General features: G+C 50.7%; 15 protein-coding genes. 7 read left to right on the top strand and 8 right to left on the bottom strand.

The window, feature by feature from the left end; all coding sequences use genetic code 11:
* The first annotated feature begins 390 nt into the window (after positions 1-390).
* Together K0H48_RS17450 and umuC are read left to right on the top strand one after the other, a co-directional pair.
* Complete coding sequence (locus K0H48_RS17450; protein WP_219268432.1) at positions 391-816, top strand: LexA family transcriptional regulator; 426 nt, start codon at positions 391-393, stop codon at positions 814-816.
* Positions 809-2,086: a translesion error-prone DNA polymerase V subunit UmuC gene (gene umuC, locus K0H48_RS17445; RefSeq protein WP_219268431.1), complete on the top strand. Its 1,278-nt coding sequence runs from the start codon at positions 809-811 to the stop codon at positions 2,084-2,086. Before K0H48_RS17450 ends, umuC begins: the two co-directional genes overlap by 8 nt.
* A 135-nt stretch (positions 2,087-2,221) precedes the next feature.
* On the opposite strand, the gene K0H48_RS17440 is transcribed toward umuC, so the two are convergent.
* Positions 2,222-2,545 carry a low molecular weight protein tyrosine phosphatase family protein gene (locus K0H48_RS17440; protein ID WP_219268430.1) on the bottom strand — a complete coding sequence of 108 codons (324 nt, stop codon included), beginning with the start codon at positions 2,543-2,545 and terminating at the stop codon, positions 2,222-2,224.
* A gap of 398 nt (positions 2,546-2,943) precedes the next feature.
* Positions 2,944-3,528: a hypothetical protein gene (locus tag K0H48_RS17435; protein WP_219268429.1), complete on the bottom strand. Its 585-nt coding sequence runs from the start codon at positions 3,526-3,528 to the stop codon at positions 2,944-2,946.
* Between the two features lie 857 nt (positions 3,529-4,385).
* On the opposite strand from K0H48_RS17435, the gene K0H48_RS17430 reads away from it, so the two are divergent.
* Together K0H48_RS17430 and K0H48_RS17425 are read left to right on the top strand one after the other, a co-directional pair.
* On the top strand, positions 4,386-5,276 hold the full coding sequence (locus K0H48_RS17430; RefSeq protein WP_219268428.1) for a hypothetical protein: 891 nt from the start codon (positions 4,386-4,388) through the stop codon (positions 5,274-5,276).
* Positions 5,277-5,410: 134 nt separating this feature from the next.
* A complete protein-coding gene (locus tag K0H48_RS17425) occupies positions 5,411-6,484 on the top strand; it encodes a hypothetical protein (protein WP_219268427.1) in 1,074 nt (357 codons plus the stop codon).
* A gap of 181 nt (positions 6,485-6,665) precedes the next feature.
* Here the strand turns inward: K0H48_RS17425 and K0H48_RS17420 are convergent, their stop codons facing one another.
* Both K0H48_RS17420 and K0H48_RS17415 read right to left on the bottom strand, forming a co-directional pair.
* A complete protein-coding gene (locus K0H48_RS17420) occupies positions 6,666-7,301 on the bottom strand; it encodes a hypothetical protein (protein WP_219268426.1) in 636 nt (211 codons plus the stop codon).
* Positions 7,302-7,397: 96 nt separating this feature from the next.
* The gene (locus K0H48_RS17415; RefSeq protein ID WP_219268425.1) at positions 7,398-9,236 is read right to left on the bottom strand and encodes a DUF262 domain-containing protein; all 1,839 of its coding nucleotides are present in this window, start codon (positions 9,234-9,236) and stop codon (positions 7,398-7,400) included.
* 118 nt (positions 9,237-9,354) lie between these two features.
* On the opposite strand from K0H48_RS17415, the gene K0H48_RS17410 reads away from it, so the two are divergent.
* Both K0H48_RS17410 and K0H48_RS17405 read left to right on the top strand, forming a co-directional pair.
* Positions 9,355-9,975 (top strand): tyrosine-type recombinase/integrase, encoded by a 621-nt coding sequence (locus K0H48_RS17410; RefSeq protein ID WP_177000253.1) that lies wholly within the window; start codon positions 9,355-9,357, stop codon positions 9,973-9,975.
* Positions 9,976-9,981: 6 nt separating this feature from the next.
* A complete protein-coding gene (locus tag K0H48_RS17405) occupies positions 9,982-10,410 on the top strand; it encodes a LysR substrate-binding domain-containing protein (protein WP_368862164.1) in 429 nt (142 codons plus the stop codon).
* A gap of 124 nt (positions 10,411-10,534) precedes the next feature.
* Here the strand turns inward: K0H48_RS17405 and K0H48_RS17400 are convergent, their stop codons facing one another.
* On the bottom strand, positions 10,535-11,005 hold the full coding sequence (locus tag K0H48_RS17400) for a nuclear transport factor 2 family protein (protein WP_219268423.1): 471 nt from the start codon (positions 11,003-11,005) through the stop codon (positions 10,535-10,537).
* Between the two features lie 161 nt (positions 11,006-11,166).
* Between K0H48_RS17400 and K0H48_RS17395 the strand changes: the two genes are divergently transcribed.
* Positions 11,167-12,033 (top strand): AraC family transcriptional regulator, encoded by an 867-nt coding sequence (locus tag K0H48_RS17395; RefSeq protein ID WP_219268422.1) that lies wholly within the window; start codon positions 11,167-11,169, stop codon positions 12,031-12,033.
* A gap of 272 nt (positions 12,034-12,305) precedes the next feature.
* Here K0H48_RS17395 and K0H48_RS17390 read toward each other — a convergent pair whose 3' ends face one another.
* The 3 genes from K0H48_RS17390 to K0H48_RS17380 all read right to left on the bottom strand — a co-directional run bounded on the left by K0H48_RS17390 (position 12,306) and on the right by K0H48_RS17380 (position 15,030).
* Positions 12,306-12,749 (bottom strand): RES family NAD+ phosphorylase, encoded by a 444-nt coding sequence (locus K0H48_RS17390; protein WP_219268421.1) that lies wholly within the window; start codon positions 12,747-12,749, stop codon positions 12,306-12,308.
* Positions 12,749-13,195 (bottom strand): antitoxin Xre/MbcA/ParS toxin-binding domain-containing protein, encoded by a 447-nt coding sequence (locus tag K0H48_RS17385; protein ID WP_219268420.1) that lies wholly within the window; start codon positions 13,193-13,195, stop codon positions 12,749-12,751. The genes K0H48_RS17390 and K0H48_RS17385 overlap by 1 nt, the downstream gene beginning before the upstream one ends.
* 119 nt (positions 13,196-13,314) lie before the next feature.
* Positions 13,315-15,030 carry an integrase arm-type DNA-binding domain-containing protein gene (locus K0H48_RS17380; protein ID WP_219268419.1) on the bottom strand — a complete coding sequence of 572 codons (1,716 nt, stop codon included), beginning with the start codon at positions 15,028-15,030 and terminating at the stop codon, positions 13,315-13,317.
* Positions 15,031-15,252 lie beyond the last annotated feature (222 nt).

The following is a 15,252-nucleotide window of genomic DNA, read 5'->3' as shown; positions in this document are numbered from 1 at the left end:
GCGGTATACAGCAGTTGAGGGCCTGTGTATGCGGTCTGTTAACTTTGCCCACAGCTTTCAGCGATCTGCAATTCGTAGACCGACCAACATTAAAAGTCTTCTCTAAAATTTTCATCGACGTTAACCAAAGAACGAATAATGGCCTGGTATACGCACCGGCAGAGATTATACGTTCCCCTCTTCGACTGCTTACCTCAAACGCAAGCTCAATTGAGCGACCTGAAACCGCCTCTATAGTCGCCCTTCACGCCCTGATTTCCATAATGGTACGGATAGACAACGCCAACGTCCTCCCGCTCCGTCTGTCGAAATTACCTACAGAAAAATTGACCGCAAATGGACTACACAGTTAACTGTACATACGTACAGCATTTGTAAAAGGGCAATACCATGAGCATCATCATCCGAGGCCCCATCGCAGAGGGCGGCGCAACCTTGCCCTTTTACTCATTCCATTTACCCGCCGGCTTCCCCTCTCCGGCTGCCGATCATATCGAGCAGCACATCTCGATGGATGAAGTCCTCAACATCCGCGCGCCCCACGTCTACCTGATCACCATCACCGGCGAAAGCATGCAAGGCGCCGGCATCTTCGAGGGTGACATCGGCATTGTCGATCGCTCAATCGAACCCGCACACGGCCACATCGTCGTTGCGGTACTCAACAACGAGCCCATCTGCAAACGCCTGTGCAAACGCGGCAAGGAAATCATCCTGCTGTCTGACAACCCTAAATACCCTGCCCGTTACATCCTTGAGGGCGACGAACTATCTATCTGGGGCGTCATCACCAGCACCGTGCGCAGCCATGTCTAAGCAGACTCCCGTCTTCGCCCTGATCGACTGCAACAGCTTCTACGCCAGTTGCGAACGCGTGTTCCGCCCCGACCTGGCCAAGACCCCCATCGTAGTTCTGAGCAACAACGACGGCTGCGTCATCGCCCGCAGCTACGACGCCAAGCCCTTTGTCAAAATGGGCGCGCCATACTTCCAGATCAAACACACACTCAAGCAACACGGGATAGTGCCCTTCTCATCCAACTACGCGCTGTATGGCGATATGAGCGAACGGGTCATGAGCCTGATCGAAGCTATGGTGCCGATGGTCGAGGTGTACAGCATCGACGAAGCCTTTGCCGACCTCACCGGCATCAGTGACCTGGACGCCCTGGGCCGCCGCATTCGTAACCAGGTGCTGCGCTGCACAGGCATTCCGGTCGGCGTCGGCATTGCCCATACCAAAACCTTGGCAAAACTGGCTAACCACACCGCCAAGCGACTGCAGGGACAAACCGGTGGTGTGGTGGATATCTGCGCGCCGGAGAAACGGGATTGGGTACTGCGCAATACCGACGTGGCGGAGGTATGGGGTGTAGGGCGCAAAATGAAACTGCACCTGGATGGGATGGGGATCAAGTCGGCTATGGACTTGGCCAAGGCGGATCCCTGGATATTGCGCAAGAAATTCAGCGTGGTGATTGAGAAGACAGCGCGTGAGCTAGCGGGCACGCCATGCCTGGAGCTGGATGAGCCGGATCCGCCCAAGCAGGAGATTTGCTGCAGTCGCATGTTTGGCCAGCGGCTGACGGAGATCGCGCCGATCAAGGAAGCGGTGGCCACCTACATGATGCGTGCGTCGGAGAAGCTTAGGGCGCAGAAATCGTTGTGCAAGAAGATCAGGGTGTCGATTCGGACGGGGATGTTTAATCCGGATGAGGCGAAGTACGCTAATGGGGTGGTCGTGGAGCTGCCGTATCCGACGGATGATGTACGGCTGTTGACTCGCCTCGCGGTGGATGCGGTGGACCAGGTATTTCGGGCGGGGTTTAACTACAGTAAGGCGGAGGTGATGTTGCTGGGGCTTTGTCAGCCGGGGGAATATACTGATGATCTGTTTGCGGTGTCGCAGCCTGTGGAGGCGACGCGGGTGATGTCGGTGCTGGATCAGATTAATGGGCGCTGGGGGAAAGGCACGTTGCGGTCGGCAAGTGTGCCGGAGGATCCTGCTTGGGGAATGCGGCGGGAGATGATGAGTCAGAGCTATACGACGCGGTTGGATCAGTTGTGGCAGGTATCTTGTCGTTAGGTCTTTGATTGGTCATTTTCGCGAGTGATCTGAAATACTGCATATGGATTTGACTTTGATTGCTGGCTGGCCGCTTTCGGCCAATATCGGTCAGTCGACTGATCAGGTTGAGACGGCACAGAAGCGGACATAACATCAGGCAGATAAATAACGCCCGACTCTCGCTTCCAGTAGCGTGATCAACTCTGTTGCCATGTATTCGTAATCGTCTGAAATATTCAGGCAGATGATACGTTTATTCGCCAACTCCGAGGTGAAACGAGCAGTGAGTTTCTTTCGATGGTTTGGCTCCATCACAAAAATGAGATCGGCCCACTCGAGCAGCTCCTGGCTTACAGGCACATCCGCATCGTTATTAACACCAGCCGATGCTGTGTCAACACCCGACCAATCAGCAAAAAGTTGCTCGGCGGTCGGACTACGTAAGCGATTTTTGCCGCAGATGAACAACACATTCAAAGTGGTTTAACTCCAAACTTTTCCGGCGATCCGAAACTCAGGTTCGGACACATACTGACAGCTTAGCTTGTGGGAACCATAGAAATGCGTCCGTCCTGGACAATCGAGAGAAGCACCTCGCGAGCGGCTGCTATGGGTCGATTTCAGTCGATTACGACAGGCAGCTATTGGCCGACTGCTGCCCTTCGCGGAAGGCACCTTAGGATCCCATACGACCGCAGGGAAGCTAGCTAAACGATCCGTCCGATGATGGATTGGACGTAGGGCCCCATCAGGTCCCAGCTTGGCTAGCTATTTCGCTGTAGCTCGCTATGTAGCAATTTTTATGCAAGCTGTGTATTTACTCGCAGCTTCGTCAGGGATCTCGCCGACGCTGAATGCGCACTTGAAACAAGCGATCACCCGTTAGTCCAGATGACCTCACCCGGCCCACCCGATCCTGGGAATTGCAAGCCCAGGCCGCTGATGGAATCGATGACCGCACAAATCAGGCCGGTCAAGTCGACACGAACCTGTTGTAGGTAGGAGGCATCAATAGCGGTGGCAAAGACTCTCTGCTTTTTATCGACAAACAGCGGAAACGACTTACCTTCGCCATCCGGTGCCTGCCAGGATCCGTGGCAAAGCACGTTGCGTAATTGGGCAGCACATTGGAGGTCCCCGATCAACTGTTCGAGATTATAGACTGGCGACTCATGGTGCTTTCGCAATGCGTTGTCGTACGCATTGATGAGCCCGCCAAGAGAATCGGACAAGGCCCTCTCAAGCTGCCCCAACCATTTGCCGTATGCCTCCTCCAGCTCATCCTGAGCATACTTGCGTGTGGCGGTAAGAGCGAAGATGGCGCGGCCCAATACTTGCTCCAAGAATCCGTAGGTAGCAACGGTACGACCCAATTGCTCCCAAAATTCGTTCGAGTGTCGGTGCGTAGGGTAGCCGGCCGGCAATTTTTGTTGGTCGATTCGGTAATGCTTTCGGATCATTTCCTTTTCCTGCTCTGTGAGCCGATGTAGCTCTAGCCTTTTCCAGCTCGGACTGCTTCGCAGTCATACCTTGCCACACCCCGATTGTGTAGGGGTATGTGGGGGATTTGGGGGGAAAGGCCCGTGGTTGCTGGCTTTAATGCGTGCATACAGACGGTTGCAAAACTGCATAATTAGCATTGAAGGGCATAGATTGGCGTGCGGTTTGCCCCATTTTTGCCCCAACGTCCGACGCTCGTAGCTCCACAGGAACGATCCGCTCGATAATGGATTGGACGTAGGCCGCCCTAAAACTCTCGCAGGCTCTGCATTCAGGCCCCTGTGCCCCGGCTCCCGTAGCAATTTCTAAGTAATCATCTCTTGATCAGCCCGCCGCTACGCCCAGAGTTTGCGGTCGTATCAGGCATGCGAAGCGATGGGCAATATTAATTTGTGCGACCGATTGCTTTCGGCCAGAAGTGGTCGGTCGACTGACAAATTTGGATCGAAAGCGGATTGTGGCGAACGGTAGTCCCCACTTTTATCAGGCCTCAGATATTTGAATTAAGCATCGGTATTCTCGCCGCGAGGAGTTATACATACTTACGCATACAGGTAATGCCAAACAGAATTACACCATGCATATTAAAGTGTTAGCGCAGAACCCTTGGGAATAGCCTATTTCACGGCACGAAATTTCGCAGCCAAAAGCTTGGTTGCACTGAGACCGTAATCCGTTGATTACTGGATACTCACTGGGGTAAGCTGCTCAAACAGAAAGAGTTTTGGGCCTAGAATACAATCAGTTTTAGCCTGCCCTTTAAAGTCTAGCAAAACCAGAAACTTAAGACTGACCCACCTACCCCTTAAGACAAAAAATGAAAAGTGACGACAAACATTACTCACACCAGCTAGATAATTTGATTTCTCTATATGCCGAGGCTTGTGAGTGGCTTGGTGAACTTGGAATAGCCTACTCCAAAAACAGATATGGCGTATACAAGCAGCATTTCGAGAAATTTACAGAAATCGCAAACAACCACAACAACCTGGAAAATGAAGACCTGCTGAGTTTCAAGAAAAAATTTGACAACGCTTATCTTGAAGTAAATCAGCTCATCAGAATATACGACCGCTTAAAAGAAATTGACTCTGGAGAGTTCACAGAGCAAATCCGGAAGGTGGCTTCAGGTCAAGAATTCAGGGCCAATAGCGAAAATGACCAAGCCAGAGATTTTCTTTTCGAGCTTTCAATTGCAAGTAGATTCATGAAAGCAGGCTTTAGCACCTCGCTAACTGGCATATGCGATGTAGTGGTAGACTTAGTTGGCGATGGAAAACTATTCGTTGAGTGCAAGAGAATTAAATCCCAAGCAAAAATAGGCACAAATATAAAAAAGGCGAGCAAGCAGATATATTCTAGAGTGAAAACTGATGCCTCCTCTAAAGTATACGGACTTATAGCCATAAACGTATCCGACCTTCTGCCTAGTTCGTCAACACTCAGACCTAACTCGATGAAAGAAGGGACAGCCATACATCGGGCAATATCAAATAATTTCATAAGAACAAATCTTGAGCAGATTACATCTGAAAGACAAGGCAAATCTCTAGGGGTTATGTGCGTAAGCGAAGTGATGACCCACCTACTAGTGGACGCCAACACCCCCGGCTTATTTTACTCACGACACACGGAATTCATCCCTTACTGCAAAAGTAGAATTCTTGAAGAACTCGCTCCAAGAATCAGCAACCAAGACATAATATAGCAACTCTTGGAACAATTTCCACTTTGAAAGTTGCGCACAGGGAACGACCGACACCAAACCTCTTTACGCAACTTTCAATTTATATAAACCAGAAATTTAAATCCATTCACACCATGCAATAACAGGAGTTACTGATGACTGTCATCGCCTCATACAATCATTTCGGTTGTGGCATCGTAATCGGAGATATTCTTATCAACGGTCCTGTTAATGAGGAAAAACCTCCAAGAACCAGTCTCCCTACCCTAGGCAACATGGAAGACTTTTTTGGAGGCGCTTGGGGGATTCACAAATCGTCACAGAAAGTTTGTATTGTATCGGATTATTGCGCATTGGCCTGGGCAGGAAGCCAGTTGCATGCTCGTGTATTCATTATGCGAATCAGCAAGCTATCAAAAAGAATAAAAATAACAAAAAGAATAATTGAACGTATCTTCGTCAAGTGCGACTCAGATGAAATTTCGATCGTAGGAGCTATATACGAAAACGAAAAGATGCAGACCTTTGGTTTCGATTGCCACAAGCTTGAATGCCCCACTCTGGGCGAAGTTCATTACGCAGGCTCAGGCGCCTCTGTCATTGAAGACTATATTGGCATTGTAAAGGAAATGGCGTTAAAAGAACCAAAAATAGATGACATATGCGCGCGCGGCGCTTCACTAGCCCTAACTCAAGTTGCACACTTGTTGAATGCCGAATTTAGGAAAGGCAGCGGTGCGGAAAGTATATTTGAGTTTTTTGGCGGCGGATATGAGATCGCAGCTTTTTACGATGGAAAGTTCCAAAAAATAACGTCAAATTTTGTCTTCCACAATGTCAACATACTGAATGGGTTCTTAAAAATTGGCAATCCAAGACTAATAATAAGCCAGACTTACTCCAAAGACGAACTTCGCTTTCAAGCAGTATCACCACAGGGTGACTACGATGATAAGATTGCTCGCCATGAGATGATAGAAATTCCACCGCTCCTTAATCGCGCTACCGAACCACATAACCCATCACGCAATTCTAGACTGAACTGGGCCTGCTTTGTATTTGTCGACAATTTCAAATTCCTGGGCAACCAACTTATATCATTAATTATAAAATCCGACACCCCTCCCATTGAATTTAGCGTGATCGACGACAGCTTCGATTTTTGGTATTCCGAGAAAGCGGGAAAACAAATTGGTGATTTTTTAACAGATGTGTATATAAACAATTAAAAGTACTAGCCCGCAAAAGGTTATCGTTTGAATCACCCTGACTTTCCTGGATACCGCTGAGCGTCTGCTATGGGTCGATAACAACCGTTCATGACTGACCGCTTCTGGCCGATTGCTGCCCCTGGCGAGAGGCATAAAACGGCCAAAAGCGGACGCTCATGGACGACTTCTTTGAATTGGGTCAAGCGAATGAAGTGCTATCGTCTGTATTAATGACAAATCGGAAAACGACCTCATTAATTTCGCTGCCTTGCCTATCTTGACACTTTATGTCAAGGATCTGGACCAAAGCATAACGCCCAGTATCTTTTGATCTTAGCGCCACGATTTCTCCTATTTTTGGACTGACTACATCGCTATTATAATAAAATTCAGTTACATCCCTAACATCTTTGAAACTTCCAGCATCTCCAGCCGTTGCGATGCGATCAGTATTAACTATGCTTTTTTTATGCACTCCATTGTACATATGGATTTTATCGTGACTGGCAGAAGAAAATGCCAAGATGAATTGATTTTCACCAGATCCTATAGTTACAAGCCCGTTATTAGTCGAGTAATCAAAGGGAATTTTCCCAGTTAGGCATGCGCTCCGATTTGTAGCCTTGAACGGCCAATAGGAAGCGAGAAGTGTTGCGCTGCCGCCAACGAAAACAACTATTGGTTCCATAGGAATACCGACATCGAACAACTCAGAGAAAAACCAAAAAACAGATAGAAGCAAGAACAGGATGCCTAGACAAAGAAGCACTTTCTTTTGCTCTCGTTCTAGCCTGTATAATATAGTATGCATTTCAACCCTCACAAAAGTACACATATTGGCACACCTACAGGCCACCAACTGCCGGTCACTACTGGCAGTAAGTGGCCGAAAACGAACGATCAGCGGTAACGAAGTTTATTCATTTTTGCCTCAATCAATCGCCCAGACTACATCATAGGCGTAATCAGCGAGAGCTGTTAAACGTCGCTCGACTTCGTCATTCCCCCAAGCTTGGGCGTCTTTTATTTCATCTTCGAGCGGGAATCCATGCTGCAGCAGTAAATTCCTCTTTTCCTCAAATCCTCTATTTTCTAGCGTTCGCTCGTTAAATTTTCCAGGAACCAACAATAAATTACCGAGTGAGTGAACTGTCGAACTACCCGTCGACTGCGGAAGTAAATGCTCAATTGACCCCTGGTCACGATCCAAGCTAAGCGCTGGATTACGGCAACTAGTGATCTTCCACAAGGTGTACCGAATTAACTCTCTTTGCCGAGATGTGTTGTACGATAACAATTTAAACTTACTGACAAAAACGGTTTTTACCGGAATTTTATCTTTAATTTTTCGTTTAAACTCCACAATGCATTGACCTCTAGCATTGGAGTCAACTGCATTTGCCAATTCGCGCGCATGTACCGCATACATCTTAGTTACTCCTCCCGAAGAAGGCTGACCACTTATCGACGTGTACATAAAGTGATATTTTTCTATTAGGCTAAATATCTCCCTAAGATGACGATCCTTCAACAACTTGGCATTATAAAGTCGTAGAGCGGTTAACAGGAGCGGGTTGGCAATTTGAATATTAAGGACATTGGAAATGCAGTACAGTGAATCTTTTATATCTTGAGATGCTCGACGCCAAATATTTAATTTAGCTGGCTCGCTAATTCCGCGATACAACTCAGTATCAGAGCGAAGCTCAGTTACTACGTCCTTGACATTCTCCCTTGTTACTTGATCTTTGATTGATCTAAATAGATCCTTCTCCGTAGTGAATGGATATTTTGATAGCCAGTAGTGGTGTAGAAATGTCTTCATTGGGATAGGGCTGCGAGCGTTTTCCAAATGCAGTTGCATTTCTTGCCAATGATCTTTGGGACGATCCAGCGAATTTCTTTCAACGGGTAGCAGGCGAAGAATGTGGTTTTTTGCTAGATCGGCAGCAGTGAGGTCTTTTCCTCGCGTATTAAGAGTTTCAAATATTAAGTATGCATCGTCCTGTGTTTCCAGCGTAATCCAGATTACCTTCAGCGCGAGAAGCTTATTGCGTATATGATCCAACCATTCCTTTATCGTTTCTTGAGCCAGATCAAACCCTTTTTCCAGTATGATCAAGTTGGTGTAAATAGTAATAAACCTGGCAATTGTTTCGTAAGCGTTAGCAATTGCACGCTCCTCTTCTCCCAGATCTATCTTTTCATCATGTTTTTCGAAGCTTTGTATTTTTGCTTGTAAGTATGGATAGGATGATTCTGCTTGCAGTACGAAATGCAGTTGGTCATTTAGATCACGCGTCTCAATGAGGCGATGGATTCCATTGGCGGCAGCGGTATGTCCTAGCTCGTTATATTTATCCCGCACCGCACAAAGTGCGATGGTGATAGTGGTTAAGCGCTGTTGGCCGTCAACCAAGCCATAAGATGCACTTCCCATGTTATAAGTAACAATGGAACCAATAAAATAATCTTCCTTTATGTCGGAGGTTGTGTCTTCCCAAAAGTCTTCGACGTTCTCTTTATCCCAAGAGTACGGCCGCTGAAATCTAGGGACTGTATAGGTGCCAGATTCCAGAACTTTTCGAATATCGCTATCCACGCACTGAATTTTCATATTAATCGAATCTTGTCCGTAAGAAAAAACCAAGTCTGGCATGATGGCTTGATGCCATACAATCCGATTGGCTAAGTAATGAAGAAATTTCTCAGCATTTTTCTGATGTGGGGCTGTGAAGGACTGGCCGCGCATGGCCAGTTGCACTTCCATGGGATGGTCATTGCGCCGAACGGTCGGTAGCGATCGTTTGTGAGCGTCCGCTAATGGCCGGTTAGCAACCGTCGCTCTGATTAGCCATCCTTGTCTTTCCACACGTGGAGGACTTGTCATGAACATCATCGCTACCTGCAGCCGTCAGCCCTGGAACAAAGGAAAACTAGTCGGGCAGAAAGCCCCACTCCGACTGAGAGATATCTGGGCCATCCGAGTAAGGCTTCAAATTGCGGAAAGAACCCGGGATCTGGCTCTCTTCGATCTGGCCATCGACAGTAAGCTTCGAGCCTGCGACTTAACCAAGCTCCGCGTGCGCGATGTCGCTCATGGCGAGCACGTATCATCACGAGCCATGGTGATGCAGCAGAAAACGCAGCGGCCAGTGCAGTTTGAGATCACTGAGCAAACACGGTCAGCTCTCGTGGCCTGGATACATCAGGCACAACTACGCAGCGAGGACTGCCTTTTTCCTAGCCGGCTGCATACCTCAGACCATCTATCCACTCGTCAATACGCTCGTATCGTCAAAGGCTGGGTGAAAGCCGTAGGCCTTGATCCAGCCATGTATGGCACTCACACAATGAGACGTACGAAGGCATCACTAATCTATCGCAGAACGAAGAACCTACGGGCGGTTCAGTTGCTGCTCGGCCATACGAAGCTGGAGAGCACTGTTCGATATCTGGGGATTGAGGTCGATGACGCACTGGAGATGGCGGAACAGACTGAGGTTTGATCATGCATAGCGACGGTCGAAGTCAGGCCGTCGCTAACCGACCAAATGCGGACGGTGGATACGTCTAGAAAAACCGGTGCGATGCAGGCGCCTCTCACACTCGCAGACCTGAAAACCCTCCGTTTCGCATTGCTGGCACCTGGGTTTGCGACCCGGACGGCAGTGGATGCCTGGTGCCAGAAGCAACGTTTCACGCCGAACATCGTGCTGGAAGCGAACTCAATTGCCATCTTGCTCAAGGTCGCCAAGCAAGGTCGCATGGCAACCATCCTTCCCGACGCGATAGTGCGTGAGCAAGCTGGATTGCGTGAGCTTCAGACAACCCACTTATTGCCTAGTCGCACAGCGGCATTGTTACGTCGAAAAAACGGGTATCAAAGCGTTGCCTCTGACGCTTTTGCGAAGCTCGCAAGCGGTTTCAGAGCCCGTATGTGAGCTGTTCTGCCTAGACCAAATCGTTGGTAAGCGGGCGACTACATCTCGCCCTTTGTGGCCCCAACCAGCCGCGTATCGACCTATGAATAGCCCTGTCACGGGGGGCAGGTAGTCAGGCCAGGCACTATGCCGCCGGGAACAGCGGGAATCCGTTTCCGCCGAACGCTCCGGTGTCGAGCCAGAGGTACTGAAAGGATCTGCTTTTGAAAACCCAATCGTCTCCCGAGCGTTGTAGCACATCGAACGCAATGCAGTGATTGCGGTAGTACTTCTCGCCTGGGCCGCGTGCAGACTCATGCACGAATGTGCGAGTAGTTGCCTGATCACCGTCGATAACAATCACCCCCGGCAGTGCGAACTGAACGAAGAACTCCTTGCCTGAGCGCAGTTTGTGAAGCAGCGCCACATTGTTGTCTGCGCCTTTAGAGTACTGGCCGTGAGGTGTTTGACCAATGATGAATTCGCCATCATCAGCCCAAACCGAGTGAAACATTGCGGGGTCTGCGCGTGTCGCGCTGTCGGCGAAACGTGCAATGGTGTTTCGGATGGACGCCTCGTCCATAAATTGCTGCAAGCGTGAGTGTTGGTCTGACATCGTCGTTCCTCTAAATCAAGTTACGTTGGATGCCGCCACTTTCACAAAAAACCGGCCTGACCACATCCTACATAGTGCTAAAGCCTTGCCTGATCCTACCAACTGCTTTAGCTTGAGAAACCGCTGGCTTATAGCGAGCACGACTAGGATCGACATCCCTCATGTTGGAACATCTCCTCGCAATCGCGAGCCGACATCGCGGCTGCGCCGATCTATCAAACGCTCTTCCCCAACTGACAATCAGATCCACAGACGCTCCGGTTCCTCCGACCCCGGCTCTGTTCGCGCCGAAGTTTTATCTGCTACTGCAAGGCGCCAAGCGGATGAACATTGCCGATAGTACGTTCGATTGCCATCCGGGCACCTGTGCAGTGGCAGCGGTCGGGTTACCGTTCGTGAGTGAAGTGGTAGAGGCGAGCCCGGAACAACCCTATATCAGTGTCGAATTGATGCTCGACGCAGGGATCGTCGCTGGCTTGCTTCTCGATATGAGCGAGTCGACCCAACCAGCTCCGCAGGCGGGCGCTATCTCGTTAGCCCAAGCCGATAGCAGTTTTGTCGAGCCGTTGGTTCGTTTCATCGGTCTGCTTGATACGCCAGCAGAGCTTAAAGTGCTTGGCTCCCAGTTCGAGCGCGAGTTTTACTACCGTCTATTGTTAAGCCCGCTAGGCTCCAGGCTCCGCCAAATTGGAACGCACAACACCCGGTTTGGACAAATCAAAATCGCGGCAGACTGGATCAGCGCGAACGCCGATAAGCCAATGAGTGTGCATTGGCTTGCCGCTCAGGTCGGTATGAGCGTCACCTCGTTCCACCGACATTTCAAGGCGGTTACTGCACATAGTCCGCTCGCTTACCAGCGACAACTGAGGCTACTAACTGCCCGACGGCTGCTCGCATCCGGAGCATCCAATGTTACAGGTGTCGCATTTGAGACCGGATACGCCAGCCCCTCTCAGTTCAGTCGAGAATACAAGAAGGTTTTCGGCGTAACGCCGAACCGAGACGCTTTATCACTGCGCCGCTGAGTTGAGCTTTTTCAACCGGATCAGGCTCGAATTATGCGTGAGCCTCTATGCGTAAGGCGACTGGAGAGCTTAAAGCGCTTTAAAGTGAAGGTTTTAGAATGTCGACGAAGGTCAGGCGCAGTGCCGGGTTTCCGGCTTTCGGCGTAGTTGCTGTTTGTACTACCCAAGGGGGGCTTAGTGTATGTGATGCGACGGTCGTACGACCGCTTCTGGCCGAAAGCAGCCTTCCAGAAGGAAGAGTCACGGGCATCTCGGCACAGCCCTACTCTTCTTTAGCGCAAATAACGCTTATCAAACCAGAACGGCTCAATCGTCTCGAGTAAATGCGTCTGAACCTGTGGATGCGCCGCATTAATCAAGTAATTGGTCGCATGCGGAATCAACGCAGACGGCACGGGCAAGAGCAACTGCCCTCCTCCATCAAGCCAATGATTACCCACCACCTGCGACGTCGGCTCATTAGCCTGCCAGCCAACTGGTAATGCTGGTGAAGCCCCCATCGACGCTCCCGGAGCAACGTCGATGCGGATTAACTGCAACGTCGAAGGAATGTTCGCCAGGCTCAGGCGCATGTGCGCCAGAACTTCCAGCATCGCCAAGGCCGGATGTTCAGACGCGTAGATTACCGAGCGTGGCAAGGTGTGCCAGCGACCATCAGTGTGGTGACCACCTAGGCCGTTCAATCCAGGAAAGGCCGAAATACGCCACAACTGCATCAGAAGATGCCGTGCGCGGTGCGGCGTATGTGGGACTCGATCAAGCGTGCGCCTGAATCCATTACCGACAACTGCATGGGCGAAATTGCGGGTTGGCCGGGCAGGTAATCGGCCGGCGTATTCAGCCACAACAATGCGGCGCCTTCGTCGCCACCAAACAGTTCGACCGCCTCGGCGTACACCCGCGTCAAGCGAACCACTCTCTCGGACTCGGCTTCGCTGAAGCGGGCATTGTTGCTCAGCCGGCGTCGGATAGTGCTTTCTGGCGCGACCAGTGAGGACGATAACTTTAACTTGCTGGCGACGCGTTTGTAGCTGTGGGTGGAAATACCATTGACCACAATACGCACGGCATCGGACTCTGAAGCGAGCTTGATATCCAGCAGACGCGCCATTCGCCCGAAGACTGTGTCCACTGGGGTTTTAGGTTGCAGTGCAGTACTCATAGAATCCCCTCCATTTGATCGAATTTATACGCCAAATGACGGATGAGGTACAAGGGGCGGAACCCGGGTAGCGCTTCCAGCAGGACGAGCGGTCTGAGGCTACCCGAGCAAGTGTTTGGTTACAACGTGGAGAGTGCCCAGAAGGCTTCCCAAGGGCTTTTGGCTGTGGTCAAAATCGTCTGCGTTTGTACCAGGCGCACAGCATCCAGCTGCCAATCCGGCACCCTCAACCCACGATTCCCCAAGCCTATCGCCAACAACAGTCCCGCCTTGATTTCCCGACTCACCTGTTCCCGCGACTTACCTGCCAATCGCGCAAACTCTGGCACTGTCAAATTAGTCGGAGCCTCATACGCCGCCAGCATTGCCTGACGCTCACGCTGAATATCCGAAATCGCCGGTTCAGTCTCCTTTATCGCCCACTCCTCCGACGTGCCCAGGCAAGCAGCAACAGCCTCAGCATTAGAGGGTGCCAACACCCTTTTCGGCGCAGCCGCCACGTCATAGACCAACGAAGTGCTAGCCGAACCCATTGCCTCCGGCAGCGAAGCTGTCCCCTCCAACCGAATCGTTAACGGCGAACTCGCCGCCTCATGTTTGCCCTGTGCCCACAGGTCCAACCGATTCGCCCAATCCTGCATCATGGTGCGGCGCTGTTCGATGTATCTGGCGTGGTTGTAGGTGGCACTGACTTGATCCGGATCTGCATGGGAGAGCTGCGCATCAATCCAGTTTTTTGGATAACCAATCTCGTGCAGCGCGGTGGAGATTGTCGCGCGCATGCCATGCCCAGTGAGCTGGTCGGCATAGCCCATCCGATGCAATGCATTGTTCAGCGTGTTCTCGCTGATTCGCAGGTTTAAGTTGCTGCGATGTGAGAGTAAAAATTTCTGTGCGGGCACGACTTGATCGAGCAGGTAGCGCACGATTTCAAGGGCCTGAACTGAGAGTGGAACAACGTACGGCGGGATTTCCCCAGCAGGTGTATCGCGTTTGCGCATCTTGAGTTGCAGCTGTTTTACGACCTCCGGCGGAATGACCCAGAGCTGTTTCTCCAAGTCGAACTGATCGGGCGTGGCGTAGCGCAACTCGCCGGTGCGAACACCGGTCAGTAAGAGCAGGCGCAAACCCAGTTTGGTTTGAAGGTGACCGCCGTATTTTCGGATGGTCGTCAGTAGTTCGGGCAACTGTTCCATCAGCAGGTAGGGGTTGTTGGTTACCGGTGGTTTGGGCAGCGCGACAACGTCCAGGTCTGAAGCAGGGTTGAGTTCCATACCTTCGACTTTTACCAGGGCGTAACGAAATAACTGATTGAACCAGGTGCGGCATTTTTCAGCCATGGTGAAGGCTTTGCGTTGTTCGATGGTGCTTAGGATGGCCAGCAAATCGTGGCGAGTGATGCTTTTGATGGGGCGCTCGGCCAGGGTGGGCAGGACGTCCTTTTTGAAGACCCTGAGGATTTGCGACAGTGTGCTTTGGCGGCCTTCATTCAAGCTCAGGCGGCGGAAGTCGATCCACTCGTTATAGACCGCTTGGAAGGTTTGTTTTACCTCGGCTTCTGCCTCAAGGCGCTTCTGCTTACGGTGCCGACAGGGATTGATATCCTGAGCAATTAGCTTACGCGCGTTGTCACGGCGTTCACGTGCTTGCTTGAGGCTGACTTCGGGGTAAGTACCGAAGGACATGCGCTGCTGGCGTCCTTCCCAATAGTAGCGGAACAACCACCGCTTGTTGCCGACAGCGGTCACCATCAGTGACAGACCGTCATAGTCGCCAAGCATGTAGTTTTTACCCGTGGAACGGGCGTGTCGAATGGTGAATTCTGAGAGAGGCATGGTGAGCTCCTGTTAAAGAGTCAGCACCCGATGCTCGTTTGGCGACCTGGGGGAATCCAGCAACAATGCGGATTCGAGTCTGTCCGTTAGACAGTACTTAAAACGATACTTAAACGTACCGGATTACCCTGGATTCCAGTGGTTTTCCGCAGAAACGAAAAAAGACGCCTAAGCGTCTATTTCGTGGATCCCAGCGTCCAGTGGACATCTGCGGATCAAATT

This window comes from Pseudomonas sp. Xaverov 259, from assembly GCF_019352915.1.
In the GTDB taxonomy this organism is placed as follows: Bacteria; Pseudomonadota; Gammaproteobacteria; order Pseudomonadales; family Pseudomonadaceae; genus Aquipseudomonas.
This window is presented reverse-complemented; position numbering and strand designations above follow the sequence as displayed.